Genomic DNA, 17,017 nt, shown 5'->3' on the forward strand with positions numbered 1-17,017 from the left:
TCGCTCAGTCGATGAACGGCCCCCTGCAATGCCGGCAGAACAGCATCATCTCGGAGCCGTCTGGTAGGGACAGGGTACCGACCCGAAGCTGCTCAATCTCCCACGTCCCAACGCGGCCATCGACGAAAAGGACACGGCCGCTTGCCCGACAGGGCGACCGGTTCAGCGTTGCGTCGGCTGCTTGCGGATCCGTCTGCCTCGCTTTGCGCAAGAACTGGCGGACCTGTTCCTGGGTCAACTGAAATTTCGAGCAGTCGAGTTTATACGGTGCCTCCTCATAGGCCTTGATACCGTTATGCTCGATCATGATGCGCTGTATACGGGGAAGCCGAGTGGGACAAAGTGGTGGCACATACTCGCTGGCCGTCGTGCATTGCCCCGACACCAGTGCTGCGGCGAATAGAAACATTACCATCGCGCTGTCTTTGCTTCCGTTGGCTCTTTGTAGGATAACGTGGGATGTCTGTATATCTCTGACATGGATACGTGCAAAGTCTGTGAAATTTCGCGAACCAGCCATTGAAGTTCAGCATTCTGGTCGCTCGTTACATTTACATACCTCTTTGCAGATGTGATGAACTCGCCGACAAGTTCAATGCCTATGCTGTCCTTGTTTGAGGGGGCGGAAACGCGTCGAAGCCGACGCAGCGGCAGGACGTTCGGTGCGCCGTCAGGGAGGAGATGCGATGGACCAGGTGACCGGCGGATGCCTGTGCGGGGCGGTGCGGATCGTGGCGACGGGGGAGCCCTATCGCGTGGGCATCTGCCACTGCCTCGACTGCCGCAAGCATCATGGCGCGCTCTTCTATGCCGCGGCGATCTTTGCCGAGGAGGCGGTCACCGTCATCGGCGAGACGCGTGCCTATCGGGCGCGGCATTTCTGTGCCGAGTGCGGGTCATCGCTGTTCGCGCGCTATGGCGACGAGATCGAGGTGCATCTGGGCACGCTCGATGCGCCCGACCGGTTCGTGCCGACCTATGAGAACTGGACGATCCGCCGCGAGGCCTGGCTGCCGCCCTTTGCGCTGACCCATCATTACGAGCGCGATCGCGAGACCAGCGGGCGCAGCGACGGCTGAGAGACTGGTTTGAAAATCGCGAAAGAGCGATTTTAGGACGGCACCGGCCCGCTCCCCCACCCGACCACCCAACGGCAGTATCATATGGGTGGTCGGGTGGGGGAGCGGGCCGGTACCGCAATGCGCCAACAGGCGCATCCCGAAACGCCTATCCCAGGACGTCGGTCATCAGCCGGCGCCAGTTGCCGCCCATGATCTTGTCGACCTCGCGCGCGCGGAAGCCCGATGCCTTCAGCGCGTCGTGGATGCGCTGCATCCGGTCGATCCGGTTGAGTTCGGGGATGACGACATGCTCGGGCGTCCATTCGAACCCGGCAATGCCAAGCCCCCGCATCGCGCGCCACCACTCCAGATATTCCTGGACGCCCTTCGCATTGTCGTTGTTCAGCTTCACCAGATTGGTCTGGCCGGCCATCGGGAAGTCGTTGGCGACGCCGACCGCGTCGATCCCGCCGACCTTCACGACGTGGCGGATATTGGCGATATAGTCGGCCACCGTCGGCACCGCGTTTCGGGTCAGCCAGAAGCTCATCATGAAGATGCCCATCACCCCGCCGCGTCCGGCGATGGCGCGGATCACCTCGTCGGGGGCGCAGCGCGGATGGTTCACGATCGCGCGCACCGCGCCGTGGCTGAGCGCGATCGGGGTGGTGGAGCGCTTCGCCGCCTCGAGCATCGTCGCGTCCGATCCGTGCGACACGTCGGGCAGGATGCGCAGCCGGTTCATCTCGGCCAGCCCCTCGATCCCCAGCGGGGTCAGGCCGGACTGCTTCACCTCCAGCGCACCGCCGGCAAAGCCGGTGTTGTTGTGATGGGTGAACTGAAGGACGCGCAGCCCCTTGGCGTGAAAATGGGCGATGCGCGACAGGTCGTCCCCGATCATCTCGGTCGACTGGAACTGGAGGAACACCGCGCAGCCCGGGCGCTTGCCGATGTCGCTGCCCTTCAGCGCGACATGGGCATAGGGCGAGTTGGCCAGGCGGGCGACCGCCTTGTCGATCGCCGGATCGTTGGCGGCGAAGTTGCGGTGATAGCGCGGCACATTGTCGGCATCGCGCACCTCGATGATCTCGGAGATGTCGGCGATCATCGCGCCCAGCCCGGCGCGGCGGATATCGGCCAGGTCGTCGGGCAGGAAGCTGAGCGAGTCGAAGAACAGCGGCTTGCCGGCCGCGCCGGGTTCGCCCGCCCGGGCCGTCCCGACCGAAGCGGCCGCCGCCATCGACAGCATCGCCGATCGCCGTGTGAACATCGCGGTATCCTTTCGTCGCGCCCCCGCCCGGCCATGCCGTCTGTGCGAAGTGTTGCATAACTGCAACCCCCCGCCGGAATAACGACAAAGCTGCAGACATCCGCAGAAATGCGCGGATCTGGGTGGTTTCGTCGGAGTTCAGAGGCTTGGCCACACCTATGGTGCGCGTGCGAACAACGCTCTTGACCGCGATGCGCGCTGCAAAGGTTGATCTCTGGCCGTCAGTGCGCTTGGGGGGCGGCCGTCACGGAAACGTCACGGACATGTTTGCCGGGCAACGCGTAACCATGATCCCGTGCAGGGGTCTGTAATGAGTGGAGTAACAATGAAGTATCAGGGACAAACCCGCGGCGCATGGGGACGCGCTGCGTCGCCGGTCGCGCTCGCGCTGGCACTTTCGCTGGGCGGCGTCGCCCATGCCCAGGATGTCGCAACGACCCAGGCAGAAGACGCGCAGGCCGAAGACGGCGGCGTCATCGTCGTGACCGGCTCGCGCATCGCGCGCACCGACCTGACCTCCCCGGTTCCGGTCGCCGTCGTCAGCACCGAGGAAATCCAGCGCACCGGCGCCGCGAACATCCAGGACGTGCTGGCCGAGCTGCCCGCAGTGGGCCAGAACATCAGCCGCACCTCCAGCAACTTCTCGACCACCGGCAACGGCCAGGCAACGGTCAACCTGCGCAACCTCGGCTCGTCGCGCACGCTGGTGCTCGTCAACGGCCGCCGTTTCGTCGCGGGCATCCCCGGCACGTCGATCGTCGACCTGAACAACATCCCGACCGACCTGATCAAGCAGGTCGAGGTCGTGACCGGCGGCGCATCGGCGCTGTACGGGTCGGAAGCGATCGCGGGCGTGGTCAACTTCATCCTCGACGACGAGTTCCAGGGCCTGCGCGTCCACGGCCAGGCGAACCTGACCGACAAGGGCGACGCCGCACGCCAGCTGATCTCGGCAGTCGCGGGCACCAGCTTCGCCGACGACCGCGGCCATATCGTGGTGTCGGGCAGCTATGACCGTGACGAAGGCCTGCGCTCGCGCAACCGCAGCTTCTCGGCAGTCGACAATCCGAACCGCAGCTCGTTCAGCGCCCAGGGCCTGTTCAGCACGAACGGCCAGTTCTCGGCCGCCGACGGCAACACCTTCACCTATGACGCGTTCAACAATCTGAAGCCCTATCAGAGCGCGAACATCGACGGCTACAACCGCAACGCCGACCGCTATCTGGCGCTGCCGGTCGAGCGTTATCTCGGCTCGGCAATGGGCAAGTTCGAGATCTCGCCCGCCGCGACCGTCTATGGCGAGTTCCAATATGCCAAGTCCAAGTCGCGCAGCGGCCTGGAGCCCCAGGCGGTCGCCAACACCGACCTGCTCTATGCCGATGGCAGCCCGTTCGCCGGCATTCCGATCACCAACCCGTTCATCCCGACCGCGATCCGCAACGAGATGATCGCCGACGGTGTCACCAACCTCGCGTTCCGCCGCCGTTCGAACGACATCTTCGATCGCAGCAACCAGAACGATCGTGAAACCTGGCGCGCCGTCGCCGGCATTCGCGGCGATCTGGGCTCGAACCTGAAGTACGACGTCTACTACACGCACGGCGAGACGCGCGACATCACCCAGTCGGGCACGGTGTTCGGTCCGGAATATGCCAACGCGCTGAACGCGGTTGCCGGCCCCAATGGTCCGGTCTGCTCGATCAACGTCGATGCGAACCCGAACAACAACGACGCCAACTGCGTGCCGATCAACATCTTCGGCTTCAACACCGTCTCGGCAGCAGCCGCGGACTATGTGACGCGTGGCGGCACCAAGACCCGCTACGAGGCACGGGTGAAGCAGGACGTGGTGTCTGGCTCGTTGCAGGGCAGCCTGTTCGAACTGCCGGGCGGACCGCTGAGCTTCGCGGTCGGCGGCGAGTATCGCCACGAGAGCAGCACCGAGGACTTTGACGAGGCGACCAACCTGGGCCTGACGCTGGGCAACAAGCTCACCGACACCCGCGGTTCGTACAACGTCAAGGAAGGCTTCGTCGAAGTCGAAGCACCGCTGATCTCGAACCGTCCGTTCTTCTATGCACTGACGCTTCGCGGCGCCGCACGCTATGCCGACTATTCGACGGTCGGTGGCGTGTGGAGCTGGAACGCCGGTGCCGAATGGGCTCCGATCCGCGACCTGCGCTTCCGCGGCATGTATGCCGAGGCAACCCGCGCGCCGAACATCTCGGAACTGTACTCGGCCCAGAACGAGACCTTCCCGGCGGTGATCGACCCGTGCGACCAGGGCCGCGGTGATGGCGATGACGCGCCGTCGACCGGCCTGCCCACCCTCCCCGCAGCCTGCCTCGCCAATCCGGCGATCGCAGCAGCGGTGGCGAATGGCGGCTTCGTCTATTCGACGGCGCAGATCCAGAACGTCAACGGCTTCCTGAGCGGCAATCCGAACCTGCGTGAGGAAACCGCGAAGACGCTGACCCTGGGCGGCGTGTTCCAGCCGAGCTTCGTGCCCGGCCTGAGCCTGACGGTCGATTACTACAACATCAAGGTCGAGAACGCGATCGGCATCATCGGCCAGCAGACGTCGCTGGACGAGTGCATCAACGGCGGTGGCGAAGCGATCTTCTGCAACAGCATCGTCCGCGGTTCGGACGGGTATCTGGTCAGCGTCAATGCGCCGAACCTGAATACCGGTGCGTTCGAGGTGTCGGGCATCGACACCCAGGTGCGCTATGGTCGTGCGATCGGCGAGAATGCGCGGATCGATTTCGACCTGCGCTGGACGCATCTGCTGAAGCAGCAGCAGACCTCGTATGTCGGCGGTCCGGTCCAGGATGAGCTGGGCCAGCTGGACTGCTATGGCTGCGGCCGTCTCGGCACCGGTTTCCGCGACAAGGTCAACGCTTCGGCGACGGCACGCTTCGACGGCGTGTCGCTCAACTGGCGCGTCAACTACCTGTCGTCGGTGGTGGACGATCTGACCTCGCTGAACCCGATCCGCACCGGTGCCTTCTGGTACCATGATGCGCAGATCCGCTTCGAGCCGGAATCGAGCCGCAAGTACGCCTTCTACCTCGGCGTGGACAACATGTTCGACAAGAAGCCCCCGATCTTCGGCGACACGAACCTGGTGACCTTCCCGGGCACCCAGACTTCGGCGACGACCTATGATCTGTACGGCCGCATGCTCTATGCAGGCGTCGACTTCCGCTTCTGATCCTTCCGGATCCTGAGCAAGAAATCTCCCCCGGGAACGCCAGCCGTTCCCGGGGGATTTTCTTTGCCCGGGCGCCAAGTCGATGGCGGGTCAGTCCGAGCCGGGGCCTAATGCCTCGATGATGCGGCAGTCGCCGACGGTGCCGCCGCCGCAGGACTCGATCACCGCCTTCAGCTCGCGGCGCAGCGCCGTCAGGTCGGCCAGCTTGCGCTCGACCGCCTCGAGATGCGCGGTCGCGATGCGGTCGATCGCGGCGCAGTCGCGGTCGGCATCGTCCGACAGGCTCAGCAGCGTGCGGACCTGGTCGAGCGAGAAGCCCAGGTCGCGGGCACGGCGAATGAAGGACAGGCGGCCGAGCTGCGCCTGGCCATAGGCGCGATAATTGGCGCGGGTGCGCGGCGGGGCGGGCAGCAGGCCGATGCGCTCATAATAGCGGATCGTCTCTACGCTGGTCGCGGTCGCCCTGGCTAGAGTGCCAATCGTCAATGCCATGCCTGCTCCCCGATCGCCGGTCCCTGCCGCAGCCGCCTCAATCCCCGCCGAAGCGCAGCCGGACGCCGCCATTGATCACCCGCCCGTCGCTGGGCGCCCAGGCATCGACCGTCCAGGATCCCACCGGCGCGCGCTGCGGCAACAGCAATGGATCCCACCGCGTCTGGCGCACGTCGAGCAGATTTTCGGCGTTCACGAACAGGCCGACCTTGCCCAGCACCAGCTCCCCCATGAGCCCCAGCTCGACATAGGGTCGGCCGCGGCTGCGATAAGGGTTGCCGTCCAGCGCCTGCGGCCCGGTATAATAAGCCTCGACGCCGATCCGGCCGCGGCCATGGCGTTCCCACATGCCGACCAGCCCGGCGGCATCGCGCGGGGTCAGCGGCACGCGGCGGCGGCCGGGCGCGTCGGGATCGGGCTCGGTCGTGTCGATATGGACATAGCTGCCGGTCAGGGTGAAGTCCTGCCAGCGATAGCGCAGGAGCAGTTCGGCGCCGCGGGTTCGAGTGGCGCCGCTGGCGTTGACCAGCGTCACCCTATCAGCATCGACCGTGCGCAGCTGGACCGCATGGTCGATGCTGGAGGCGAACAGGCTGACCGTCGCCTCGATCGGGCCGCGGGCATAGCCCAGGTCGATCGACCCGGTGTCGGCAACCTCGGCCGCCAGCGTGCCCCCCGGCCGGACCCGCGATAGACCATTGGCCTCGACCTCCTCGACCAGCACCGTCGGCGCGTGGAACCCGCGACCGAACGAGGCGCGGATCGTCCAAGGGCCGGGCCGATAGAGCGCGGACAGGCGCGGGCTGATCCGCGATCCCTGGTCGCTATGCGCGTCCCAACGCGCGCTTGCCGCCAACGTCAGCGCCTCGGCGACGCGGCTTTCGCCCTGCACGAACAGCGCCGGCGCGCCCTGATCGAAGTCGAAGGCGGGAAAGGCGCGATTGCGATAGCCGTCGGCCTGGTAGGCCGCGCCGACCAGCCAGCTGGTGCTGCCAGCATCGCCACCCAGCGCCGCCTCGACGAAACCGGTGCGGTGGCGATCGGGCTCGACCGTATCGCCGAACCGATGACGGTGCGACTGGGCGACGCCCGAGGCGCGCAGGTGCAGCGTGCCGATGCCGGCGATCGGCGCGCGCGTGGTCAGCCCGAGGTCGTAGCGTTCGCTGCGCAGCGCCTGGACGAAGGGCCGGCCATCGGGTGCGCTGCTGCCGGGCAGGGTCCCCCCGGTGCGCGTCTCCCCCATCGCCCCGAAGGTCAGCAGCGCGCGAGCGTCCCCGGCGCCCTGCCAGAACAGCCGCGGCCGGGCGCTCCAGCGCGAATAGCCGGGCATGTCGGCCCAGCCGTCGCCGTCGAGATCCTGGCGGGTCTGGCGGTCATAGCCGCCGGTCAGCGAGGCGCCGAACCCGCCGCCCAGCGGCGCGGCGGCATAGCCGGTGACGTCCTGGCCGTCGCGGCTGGTGGCGTTGACCAGCAGCTCGCCCTCGGGCGCATCCCCCGGACGGCGCGACACCAGGTTGATGACCCCGCCCAGCGCCGACGGGCCATAGAGCGCGGAGGCCGCGCCCTTGATCACCTCGACCTGGCCCAGGTCGGTCGGCGGGATCTGGAGGAGGCCGATCGACGGCGCCTGCCCCCCATAGAGCGGCAGTCCGTCGGCCAGGATGCGGGTGTAGCGGCCTTTCAGCCCCTGCATCCGGATGTTGGATGCCCCAAGCGCGGGCGAGGTCACCTGGACGCGGACTCCCGGCGTCTCGCTGACCAGCATCGCGATGTTGCCGGGCGTCATCAGCAGCTTTTCCTCGATCTCCTCGCGCCCGATGACCTCGACGCGGATCGGCTCGTCCTGCACCCGGCGGCCAGAACGCGTCGCCTCGACGACGATCTCCTCTCCCTGCTCCTTGCCTGACTCCGCCTCCTGCGCCTGCGAGGCCAGCGGGAGGGCGGCGGCGATGCAGGCGCCGGACAAAAGTGCGGAGCGAAGGGAGCGAGGCGGCACGGCCTGGACTTTCACGAAGGACCGCCGATCGCGCCGGCAATGTCCGGGCCCTAGCCCCTGTAGCAACTACAGGGTCAAGCCACGACTTTCGCCCGATCAGTCGTCCAGCACCTCGCGTACCTTCGCCGCGAGCAGGTCGATGCCGAAGGGTTTGGACAGGAAGTTGGTGCCCGGATCGAGCACCCCGTCGTTGACGACCGCGTCGCGGGTATAGCCGGTGATGAACAGCAGCTTGAGGCCGGGGATCTTCGTCAGCGCGATGTCGGCCAGCTGGCGGCCGTTCATGCCGGGCATCACCACGTCGGTCAGCAACATCGTCGCGCCCTGTCCCGCCTCGATCATCGCAACCGCTTCCTCGCCATCGGCGGCGTGCACCACGGTATAGCCCAGGTCGCGCAGCGCCTCGACCGCGAACTCGCGCAGCCGCGCCTCGTCCTCGACCAGCAGGATCACCTCGCTGGGATCGCCGTCCAGGACCTGGCCGGACGCGCGCTGGCGCGTGATCACGGGCGCATCGCCCAGATAGCGCGGCAGGAAGATCTTCACCGTCGTTCCCCGGCCCGGTTCGGACAGGATCTTCACATGGCCGCCCGACTGGCGGACGAAGCCGAACACCTGGCTGAGCCCGAGGCCGGTCCCCTTGCCCACCGTCTTGGTCGTGAAGAAGGGATCGAACGCCTTGGCCACCACGTCGGGCGACATGCCGATGCCGGTGTCGGTGATCGCCAGCAGGACATATTGTCCCTCGGGCACGTCCTCCGCCCGGGCATAGGCCTCGTCGAGATGGGCGTTGCCGCCCTCGACGGTCAGCCTGCCGCCGTCGGGCATCGCGTCGCGGGCGTTGACGGCCAGGTTGACGATCACGCTTTCCAGCTGGTTGCTGTCGGCATGAACCTGCCACAGGCCGCCGCCCAGGCTGGTCTTCAGCCGCACCCGCTCGCCCAGCGTGCGCTCCAGCATCTCGGTCAGCCCGGCGATCAGTGCGCCCAGGTCGATCGGTTCGGGGTCGAGCGGCGACTGGCGCGAAAAGGCGAGCAGCCGCTGGGTCAGCGCGGCGGCGCGGGTGGCGCCGTCCATCGCCGAGACCAGATAGCGCGAGACGTCGGTGTCGCCGCGCTGGAGCTTGCGCTCCATAAGGTCGAGCCCGCCGATCACGATCGCGAGCATGTTGTTGAAGTCATGGGCGATGCCGCCGGTCAGCTGGCCGACCGCCTCCATCTTCTGCAGCTGGCGCACCTGGCTCTCGGCCCGCTCACGCCCCGCGGTCTGATGATGCAACTCGTTTTCCTGTTGCGCGACACGGCTCTGCAGCCCGATCATCGCCTCGCCGCGCTCGACCGCCAACAGGGTCAGCTCGCCGACCTCGCGCACCAGCGCGATATCGTCCTCGCTCCACTCGCGAACCTGGCCGGAATGGAGGAAGAAGGCCGAATGGAAGCGTCCGGCGCGCAGGATCGGCACCGACAGCCCCGACCGGACGCCCATCGCCGCAATCTCGTCCAGGCCGCCGAGCGGATCATGTTCGGCATCGCTATAGCTGAAGGCCACGCCGCTTTCCCACGCCTCGGCAATGCGCTCGCCACAGAAGGCGACCTCATGCTCGCCAGACAGCGGCGCCATCCGGCTCGAGCTCCATACCGGACCGATGCGGATCCGTCCTCCGGGCAGCGCGCGATAATAGCCGCAGCGATCGGCACCGAAGCGCACGCCCAGCGCCTCGACCGCCAGCCGGAGCATCGCATCGGGGGAGGCCAGGTCGCGTTGACGTGCGGTCAGCGCGGCGACGAAGTCGCGCTCGTCCTTGGCCGCCTCCATCGCCTTTGCCGCCTGCATACGCTCGGTGATGTCGTAGCTGACCCCGGGAAAGCGGGCGCAGTCGCCGATCGTGCCCGCCATGCAGCGGCCGAGCGACTGGAGCCATCGGACCGATCCGCCGTCGCCGACCAGCCGATATTCCTCTCGGAACAGGCCGCCATCGGTCACCGCACGCTGAAGCGCTGCGCGCACGCGCGGCTGATCCTCGGGATGGACGCGATCGAAAAAGGCGCTTGCCGGCGCGCCCGCAGCGGCATCCGCGGGGTCCATGCCGTGCAGCTGGGCATAGCGGGCGTCGGCGGTGACGGTGCGGCTCGCGACGTCCCATTCCCAGGTGCCGATCCCCTCGCCGACGGACAGCGCATGCTGAAGCCGCGCATCGGCCTCCTCCCGGTCGCGCTGCGCCAGCATTCGCTCGGTCGTCTCACCGGTGACGCAGAACAGCCCGGCGATCCGGCCGTCATCGTCGCGCACAGGCGAATAGGAAAAGCTCCACCAGCTTTCCTCGGGCCTGCCCTGGCGGTGCAGGTCCAGCTTCATGTCGGTCACGCTGGTGCTCTGGCCGGCCAGGGTCGCATCGACCAGCGGGCCGATATCTTCCCAGATGTCACCCCACAATTCGCGAAACGGTCGCCCCAGGGCTCCCTCGGCACGTTGGCCAAGCACCGGCCGATAGGCGTCGTTGTAGAAGCTGGTGAGTTCGGGGCCCCAGGCAAGGAACATCGGCGTCGGACAGGCAAGCATGGTCGATACCAGAGTGACCAGCGAGCGCGGCCAGCGAGCGGGCGGCCCCATCGCCGACCGGCTCCAGTCGGCGGCAGCAATCTCACGGCCCATTTCGGTTTCGGTCAGCTCCCGGCCGACTCCGGGAAAGGCAGCGCCTTCGCTCATCCGTCACCTCACGCGCGCCGCTCAGCGCGGCAGACCTATCGATGCGGGCAGCGCCTGCGAACGTCAACCCAAGTGATTGAAGAAGTGACCGATCCTGCCTCGATTGAGACGTTACGGAACGCGTGGCCTGCGGGGCGGTTGAGCGATCAAGGAGACCAGCCATGACCGACACGGACCGCGACCGTAGTTTCGACGACATCGCCAGGCGCAGCGAAGCGGCGGGCATCGCCGACGAGAGCGCAGCCTATACCGATGCGATCGCGCGCGCGGAGGACAAGGGCACGGAAGCCGAATCGGACGCGCCGTCGGACGATGCCGGAAACGCAGCCGGCAGCGGCCGTTCGAGCAACGCCCCGGCCGAGGGCGGCGAGGACATCGCCCCGCGCCAGCCGGGCTCGCCGGGCTGATCGGGAAGGCGCCGCCCCCGGCGCCGCTCCCGATCCCGCTTGGCACGGCGCGCGCGATGTGATTGCATCCGCCGAGGCGACGGCGTGGCCTGGGCGTATTTGGGGGACTCGATAATGCCACGGATCGCGCTGCCCCGCCCCGACGATGCGACGCTCGACTATGCGCGCCGGACGCTGCGTTATTTCCTGCTCGTGTTGCTGGTGCCGCTCATCTGCGGCGCGGCCGGGCCCTGGTCGAGCAATGGCGGGATGCTGGCTTTCCTGATCGGGCTGGTCGTCACCGCGGCCGCGGCGATCGGCGGCGCGGTCTACTGGCTGATCCGGGCGATCAAACTGGATCGGCAGAGCGACAAATGGCTGAGCGGATGGTGGATGGCGATGCCCTTCGGCTTGCTGATCCTGTCCGCGCCGGCGGCGCTTTTCCTAGGCGGGATCGGAACGATGCTGGGCCATCTGGCGCGATTGGCGGTCGAGCATCGCGACTATGAGGCGATCATCGCCCGCGCGCCTTCGGTTCCTCGCGAAGTCGCCCGGTGGGAGCCGACCGAAGGCCCGGACTATGTCGGCCTGGCCTATCGCATCGAGCACGGCCCGCCGTTGCGCGTGATGTTCCGGCCCGAGGGCAGCCGCTGGTCGGCAGGCTCGATCGTCTATGACGAGTCCGGCGACGTGATGAACGGACCGGGCTCGGAAGGGTTTGATGGGCTGAAACCCCGGGTCGGCGAGCTGATGGTGGATTGCGCGCGGCTGTGGCGCAAGTACGAGGTCTGCTGGGCGGACTGGTGAGCGATCGTCGATGGCGGGGTTTGCGCGCGCATTGCCCGCGGACGGGCGAGACGATTATCGAGCCGCGTCCTTCTCGATCCTCGTGAACAGCATGAACATCCCGACCGCCGCCGGGAGTACCAGCAACCCGAGCGGAAAGGAGATCTGGAAGTAAAGTAAAACGCGCCCGAGGGTCATCACGATCAGCGCCCAGGACAGGATGAGGCAGAACAGCGCCTTGCCGACATTCCGCAGGACTGCACCGGCAAACTTCATCGATCACCCCCGTCCGACCGCCGGACGCCGCGACGCTAGGCGGCCCAATCGATCACGGCAACCCGGCGCCGGCGACATCGTCGCCGGACGCGTGGGTGCGACATCGGCCAGGCTGGGCACCCTTCAGAGTGCCCGGACCGGCTGCCGCAGGATCGTCCTCAGCCTGGCGGGATCGGTCCTGCGCGGGTCGCTGAGGTAGATTTCGTGGTGGGGTCCGGAAAAGGTGACCCCGAGGGCGGGCATCACCTCCTCGTGCAGCCGGCTCAGCGTCGGTCCTTCGTCGTCATAGCTGCCGATATGGAGGATCTGCAGCGCGCGCCCCTCGGCAAGCGGTTCGAAGCGCAGCGTTGACGGACGATCGGCGCGCTTTCGCGACGTCTTTGCCGCGGCATCCTCGAACATCGCAGGCGTGACGAAATCGGGCGCCATGATCATGACCGTCCAGCGCCAGCGATCCTTCTCGCGCCGGACGAAGCTGCCGGGATCGTCCGACCACCACAGCGCCTCCAACGGCGGGACGACATAGTCGCGGCCCAGGCGCGCCTTCGCCGCGAATTTCATCGCGTAGCTGACGCCGTAGAGCCACTCGATCGCGGTCCGATATGCCGGAGCGGTGTTCGGATCGCCCGCGCCGTCCACCTTCACGAAAGTCAGGATCGGCACGTCGATGTCGGAAAAGTCGCGCGACGAGGGCGCGAACAACGCCCGGAGCTGCTTCTTGAGGTCGAGCTTGTCCATCCATCATCCCCGCGGGCGGCATGCACCCTCAAAGGCGATCCGGCAATCGACGCAGCGGTCTTGCCCCAGTTGCAACCGATTTCGGTCGGATATACGTCATAGCAATATGTCGTATCGGCGGGCATGCGGAGGGAGAGGAGCAGTTAGCGGTTCACACCCAAGGTTGACACCGACGTGCCGCGCGAGTTCCGCCTCGGCCCGCGTTCCGATCGCCTCTCAGCACCCTCGTTTTCCGGAGCATATCTGATGGCCAAGCATCTTTTCGGCCCCTCACTGACCGCGCTGATGCTGGCGTCGGGCTGCGCCACGCCCGCGCCGGAGTCCGCTCCGCCCGGTGGCGCGGCGGGTGTCCCGGTCGCGACGGGCGACTGCGCCGCGCTGGGTGCGGCCGGGATCGGCTGGCCCGATCCGACGATGCGGATCCTGTCCGCAAAGCCGGTCGCGGCCGGCGCGACCATCGATACGGGTCAAGGCGGCAAGAGCCCGCCGCTGCCTGCGCATTGCGAGGTGGACGGCATCCTGGCCGAGCGCACCGGGCAGGACGGCCAGAGCTATGCGATCCGCTTCAAGATGCGGCTTCCCGCCGACTGGAACCGCCGCTTCCTGTTCCAGGGCGGCGGCGGCACCAATGGCGAGATCGGCAATGCGGTCGGCATGGTCACCCCCGGCGCACCGCCCGCACTGGCGCAGGGCTTTGCCGTCATCAGCCAGGATTCGGGCCATTCGAACCCGATCTTCGCCGATCCGGCGAAGGGCGGCGCGGTCGCCTTCGGCTTCGATGCGCAGGCGCGCGCCGATTACGGCCATGCCTCGCTCAAGCGCAGCTATGACGCGGCGCGCGCGATCCTGACCCGCTTCTATGGCGGCGACCCGGCGCATTCCTATTTCGTCGGCTGTTCCAAGGGCGGCCAGGAGGGCATGGCCTTTGCCCAGCGCTATCCGGAGGCGTTCGACGGGATCGTCGCCGCGGCGCCCGGCTTCTCGCTGCCCAAGGCGGCGGTGCAGGAGGCATGGGACACGCGCACCTTCGCCGCGGTGGTCCGCCCTGCCGGTGGCGCGCCGATGTCGTTCGAGCGGCTGGCCGACAGCTTCTCCGACGCCGACCTGGGGCTGGCGCGCGATGCGGTGCTGGCGGCGTGCGATGTCGATGACGGGCTGAAGGACGGCATCGTCGGCGCCTTTGCCCAGTGCACCACGGCCCGGGTCCGCCCGCAATTCGAGGCGCGGCAGTGCAAGGCGGGCAAGACCGCCGACTGCCTGAGCGCGGCGCAGATCGGCGCGCTGGAGACCTCGTTCGCCGGTGCCCGAACCAGCCGGGGCGAGCCGCTCTATGCCAGCTTCCCCTGGGACAGCGGCATGGCCGATCCGGGCTGGCGCATCTGGAAGATCGGCTTTCCGGCACAGGGCGGCCGCCCCGCGGCGCCGGCGATCAACGTCGCCATGGGTGCGGCCTCGCTGGCGACGATCTTCTCCACCCCGCCCCGGCTGCTGCCGCCGGGCCCGCAGGGCGGGTTCGACTATCAGCTCGGCTATGATTTCGACCGCGATGCGAAGGCGATCTTCGCCACCGGCCCGGGCTTTCCGCGCTCGGCGTGGGACGATATCGGCATGCGCTCGCCCGACCTGCGCCGCTTCCAGGCGCATGGCGGCAAGATGATCGTGCCGCAGGGCGTGTCCGACCCGGTCTTCTCGATCAACGACACCCTCGCCTGGTGGGGCGAGGTCGATGCGCGCAGCGGCGGGCGGGCATCGTCCTTCGTCCGCGTCTTCCCGGTGCCGGGCATGGGCCACTGCGCCGGCGGCCCGGCGACCGACCAGTTCAACGCGCTCGACGCTTTGGTCCGCTGGGTCGAACAGGGCCAGGCGCCCGACCGCATCGTCGCGACCGCCGGCCCCGCCTCCCCCTGGCCCGGCCGCACCCGTCCATTGTGTCCCTATCCCCTGGTCGCCCGCCCGGCCGCCCCGGGCGAGGCGTTGGAGAAGGCGGAGGGGTTTGTATGCCGACGGTGAGCCAGCCCTGTTGCCGGGAGACAAGGGCTTCCCGTTGTCCGCGATGATCGGCGGTGCTGTTCAGCTGGAAAGGCTTCCGGTCGATAATGCGCCGGCCCTCTTCCACATCCGTTGCAGACATTGATCAATTCGGCGAAACTTCGCCTCTCGATCAAGTGAGCAGGCGATGACCGACATCAATCACAGGCGAAAGAACCGAAAGCCGGTGAACCAGCGCCTCCGACCGGCGGAATACCGAAATGGTCTCGCCCCGGCCACCGGAAAGGATGAGCGCCACGGCGCGATCGGCAAGACGGACTATTTGGACAAGTCGATGCACGGTTGGCAGGGCACCGCGCCAGTCGGTGGTCTGTGTTTTCGCGCCTCCGTTTCGAATGATTTTACGGATGGTCATCGCGGAACGGCGCGCGCCGTGAAAGGTGCCAAGAAATTCGTTCGAACCAGGATTCGTTTCCACGAGAATGCGGAGACCGAACGGCTGGCAAAAGAACTTCACGAGCCTCTTGGGGACGAGTTGGAGCAGGAATAGCTAAGCGTTAGCCGGGCCTTTACCCCAGACATTAGCGGCACGACTGCACGGTCGCATATTCCTAATCATAATGCTCGGTCCCCTCGGCGGCGATCGTGACCCAGCGGTGGCGGCGGCTCTCATAGACGGAGTAATGCGGGGCGGGGAAATCGGGGTCCGCAAAGGCGCCGATCGCGACCGCGGTCAGGCCGGGCATGCCCTCGCTGGCATAGACGACGGTCGATCCGCACTCGGGACAGAAGCGGAAGGTCGCCGGCGTCCCGCTGTCGAGGGTGGTCGTCCAGGCACGGGAGTCACCCGACAGCACCACCTGCGCGTCCGGCCAGCGCGCCTGCGCCGCGAATGAACTGCCGCTGCGCCGCTGGCAGTTCAGGCAGTGGCACACCGATATCCGCACGGGCTCGCCGATGCAGGTGGCACTGAACTGTCCGCAACGACAGGTGGCGATACGCTGGGTAGCGGAGTCGGTCATGGGCGCGAGGGTGACAGGGGCAAAGGGGCGGGGCAAGCGAAGGTCCACCGCCCACGGCCGGCAGACGAGCCGGCCCCGGCTGAGCCGAATTACCTTTTCTCCTTGTGCCTTCGTGTCTTTGTGCGAGCAAAATCTCGCACGAGGCGTTCCGGGCGGGACGGGCAGAGTTCTCGCACAAAGACACAAAGGCACAAAGGTGATGAAGAAGGGATGGAATGACCCCCAAAAGTGAGACACGGAGCTAAGACACACTGAGCAAGGAGGCTGGTGTGGCGAGGCGACGACGGCATACGCAGGCGTTCAAGCTGGCGGCGGTGGCGCGAATGCGCGATGCGTCCGATGTGGCAGGGCTGGCGGCAGAACTCGGGATCGATTGGGGGCTGCTGTACAAGTGGGATCGCGCGTTTCAGAGCGGCGGTGCGGAGGCGTTGCTGTTTCCCGGTGAGCGGGTTCGCAAGGGATTGCCGGCGCGGGTCTCGGATGCGAGCGTCCGCGCGATCGGCACCGGGGTTGAGGATGCTCCGGCGGTTCCTGCGGGTCCTGCCGAGCTGGAGCGCAAGGTCGCGCAGCAGGCGCTGGATCTGGATTTTTTTCGAGCAGCCTTGCAGCACTTCGCGGGACATCGCCGCATGAGCGGCGGGTCTGGCGGGACGGGGTCTACGTCGTGATCCGGACGCAGGCCGAGCGGCAAGGCGCGCTTGGGATCGATCGGATGTGCGGTTTGGCGGGTGTCAGCCGCGCGGGCTATTATCGACACTGGCAGGCGTCACAACCGGCGCGGGAGGAGACGGCGGTACGCGACGAGGTGCAGCGCCTGTCGCTCGAGCATCGCTTTTACGGCTATCGCCGGATTACGGCGCTGCTGCGCCAGTCCGGCTGGGCGGTGAATCACAAGCGCGTGCAGCGCCTCCGGCAGACCGACAATCTGCTCTGCATCACCGGGCGCACGTTCCGTCCGGGGCCTGTCAGGATTTCCGTGTGCGGGCGGGCATAATGGTTAGGAAGGAGATCCCCTATGTCCCGACGCAAAGAGCCTGCGATCCCGAACGAGCTTCTCGACCAGCTACTGGCGGGCGGCGCG

16 protein-coding genes are annotated in these 17,017 nt (G+C 67.2%); 8 read left to right on the forward strand and 8 right to left on the reverse strand.

The genetic code is table 11. From position 1 onward, the window contains the following. Positions 1 to 4 precede the first annotated feature (4 nt). The gene (locus tag TPR58_RS21850; RefSeq protein WP_346248897.1) at positions 5 to 307 is read right to left on the reverse strand and encodes a hypothetical protein; all 303 of its coding nucleotides are present in this window, start codon (positions 305 to 307) and stop codon (positions 5 to 7) included. A 379-nt stretch (positions 308 to 686) separates the two neighbouring features. On the opposite strand from TPR58_RS21850, the gene TPR58_RS21855 reads away from it, so the two are divergent. Continuing rightward, positions 687 to 1,079, forward strand: coding sequence for a GFA family protein (locus TPR58_RS21855; protein WP_346248898.1), 393 nt, complete (start codon positions 687 to 689; stop codon positions 1,077 to 1,079). 148 nt (positions 1,080 to 1,227) lie between these two features. Here TPR58_RS21855 and TPR58_RS21860 read toward each other — a convergent pair whose 3' ends face one another. Next, positions 1,228 to 2,331, reverse strand: a complete 1,104-nt coding sequence (locus TPR58_RS21860) for a membrane dipeptidase (RefSeq protein WP_346248899.1) — start codon at positions 2,329 to 2,331, stop codon at positions 1,228 to 1,230. A gap of 325 nt (positions 2,332 to 2,656) precedes the next feature. Here TPR58_RS21860 and TPR58_RS21865 point away from each other — a divergent pair, with 325 nt between their 5' ends. After that, complete coding sequence (locus TPR58_RS21865) at positions 2,657 to 5,545, forward strand: TonB-dependent receptor plug domain-containing protein (protein WP_346248900.1); 2,889 nt, start codon at positions 2,657 to 2,659, stop codon at positions 5,543 to 5,545. 90 nt (positions 5,546 to 5,635) lie between these two features. Here TPR58_RS21865 and TPR58_RS21870 read toward each other — a convergent pair whose 3' ends face one another. From TPR58_RS21870 to TPR58_RS21880, 3 genes are all read right to left on the reverse strand, one after another. Further along, entirely contained in the window at positions 5,636 to 6,037 is a 402-nt protein-coding gene (locus tag TPR58_RS21870) for a MerR family transcriptional regulator (protein WP_346248901.1), read from the reverse strand. A gap of 37 nt (positions 6,038 to 6,074) precedes the next feature. Next, complete coding sequence (locus TPR58_RS21875; protein ID WP_346248902.1) at positions 6,075 to 8,048, reverse strand: TonB-dependent receptor plug domain-containing protein; 1,974 nt, start codon at positions 8,046 to 8,048, stop codon at positions 6,075 to 6,077. 81 nt (positions 8,049 to 8,129) lie between these two features. Further along, entirely contained in the window at positions 8,130 to 10,739 is a 2,610-nt protein-coding gene (locus TPR58_RS21880) for an ATP-binding protein (protein WP_346248903.1), read from the reverse strand. A gap of 161 nt (positions 10,740 to 10,900) precedes the next feature. Between TPR58_RS21880 and TPR58_RS21885 the strand changes: the two genes are divergently transcribed. Both TPR58_RS21885 and TPR58_RS21890 read left to right on the forward strand, forming a co-directional pair. Further along, positions 10,901 to 11,146: a hypothetical protein gene (locus TPR58_RS21885; protein ID WP_346248904.1), complete on the forward strand. Its 246-nt coding sequence runs from the start codon at positions 10,901 to 10,903 to the stop codon at positions 11,144 to 11,146. A gap of 114 nt (positions 11,147 to 11,260) precedes the next feature. Then, a complete protein-coding gene (locus TPR58_RS21890) occupies positions 11,261 to 11,932 on the forward strand; it encodes a hypothetical protein (protein ID WP_346248905.1) in 672 nt (223 codons plus the stop codon). A gap of 54 nt (positions 11,933 to 11,986) precedes the next feature. Here TPR58_RS21890 and TPR58_RS21895 read toward each other — a convergent pair whose 3' ends face one another. Both TPR58_RS21895 and TPR58_RS21900 read right to left on the reverse strand, forming a co-directional pair. Then, positions 11,987 to 12,187, reverse strand: a complete 201-nt coding sequence (locus TPR58_RS21895) for a hypothetical protein (RefSeq protein WP_346248906.1) — start codon at positions 12,185 to 12,187, stop codon at positions 11,987 to 11,989. Positions 12,188 to 12,310: 123 nt separating this feature from the next. Further along, positions 12,311 to 12,925: a GyrI-like domain-containing protein gene (locus TPR58_RS21900; protein ID WP_346248907.1), complete on the reverse strand. Its 615-nt coding sequence runs from the start codon at positions 12,923 to 12,925 to the stop codon at positions 12,311 to 12,313. Positions 12,926 to 13,171: 246 nt separating this feature from the next. Between TPR58_RS21900 and TPR58_RS21905 the strand changes: the two genes are divergently transcribed. Continuing rightward, a complete protein-coding gene (locus tag TPR58_RS21905) occupies positions 13,172 to 14,935 on the forward strand; it encodes a tannase/feruloyl esterase family alpha/beta hydrolase (protein ID WP_346248908.1) in 1,764 nt (587 codons plus the stop codon). Between the two features lie 166 nt (positions 14,936 to 15,101). After that, entirely contained in the window at positions 15,102 to 15,464 is a 363-nt protein-coding gene (locus TPR58_RS21910; RefSeq protein ID WP_346248909.1) for a hypothetical protein, read from the forward strand. Positions 15,465 to 15,525: 61 nt separating this feature from the next. On the opposite strand, the gene TPR58_RS21915 is transcribed toward TPR58_RS21910, so the two are convergent. Further along, entirely contained in the window at positions 15,526 to 15,936 is a 411-nt protein-coding gene (locus TPR58_RS21915) for a GFA family protein (RefSeq protein ID WP_346248910.1), read from the reverse strand. A 269-nt stretch (positions 15,937 to 16,205) separates the two neighbouring features. On the opposite strand from TPR58_RS21915, the gene TPR58_RS21920 reads away from it, so the two are divergent. Further along, on the forward strand, positions 16,206 to 16,604 hold the full coding sequence (locus tag TPR58_RS21920) for a transposase (protein ID WP_346248911.1): 399 nt from the start codon (positions 16,206 to 16,208) through the stop codon (positions 16,602 to 16,604). After that, the gene (locus TPR58_RS21925) at positions 16,601 to 16,930 is read left to right on the forward strand and encodes an IS3 family transposase (protein WP_346248912.1); all 330 of its coding nucleotides are present in this window, start codon (positions 16,601 to 16,603) and stop codon (positions 16,928 to 16,930) included. The genes TPR58_RS21920 and TPR58_RS21925 overlap by 4 nt, the downstream gene beginning before the upstream one ends. Positions 16,931 to 17,017: the final 87 nt, after the last annotated feature.

The organism is Sphingomonas rustica (assembly GCF_039652585.1).
Lineage (GTDB): Bacteria > Pseudomonadota > Alphaproteobacteria > Sphingomonadales > Sphingomonadaceae > Sphingomonas > Sphingomonas rustica.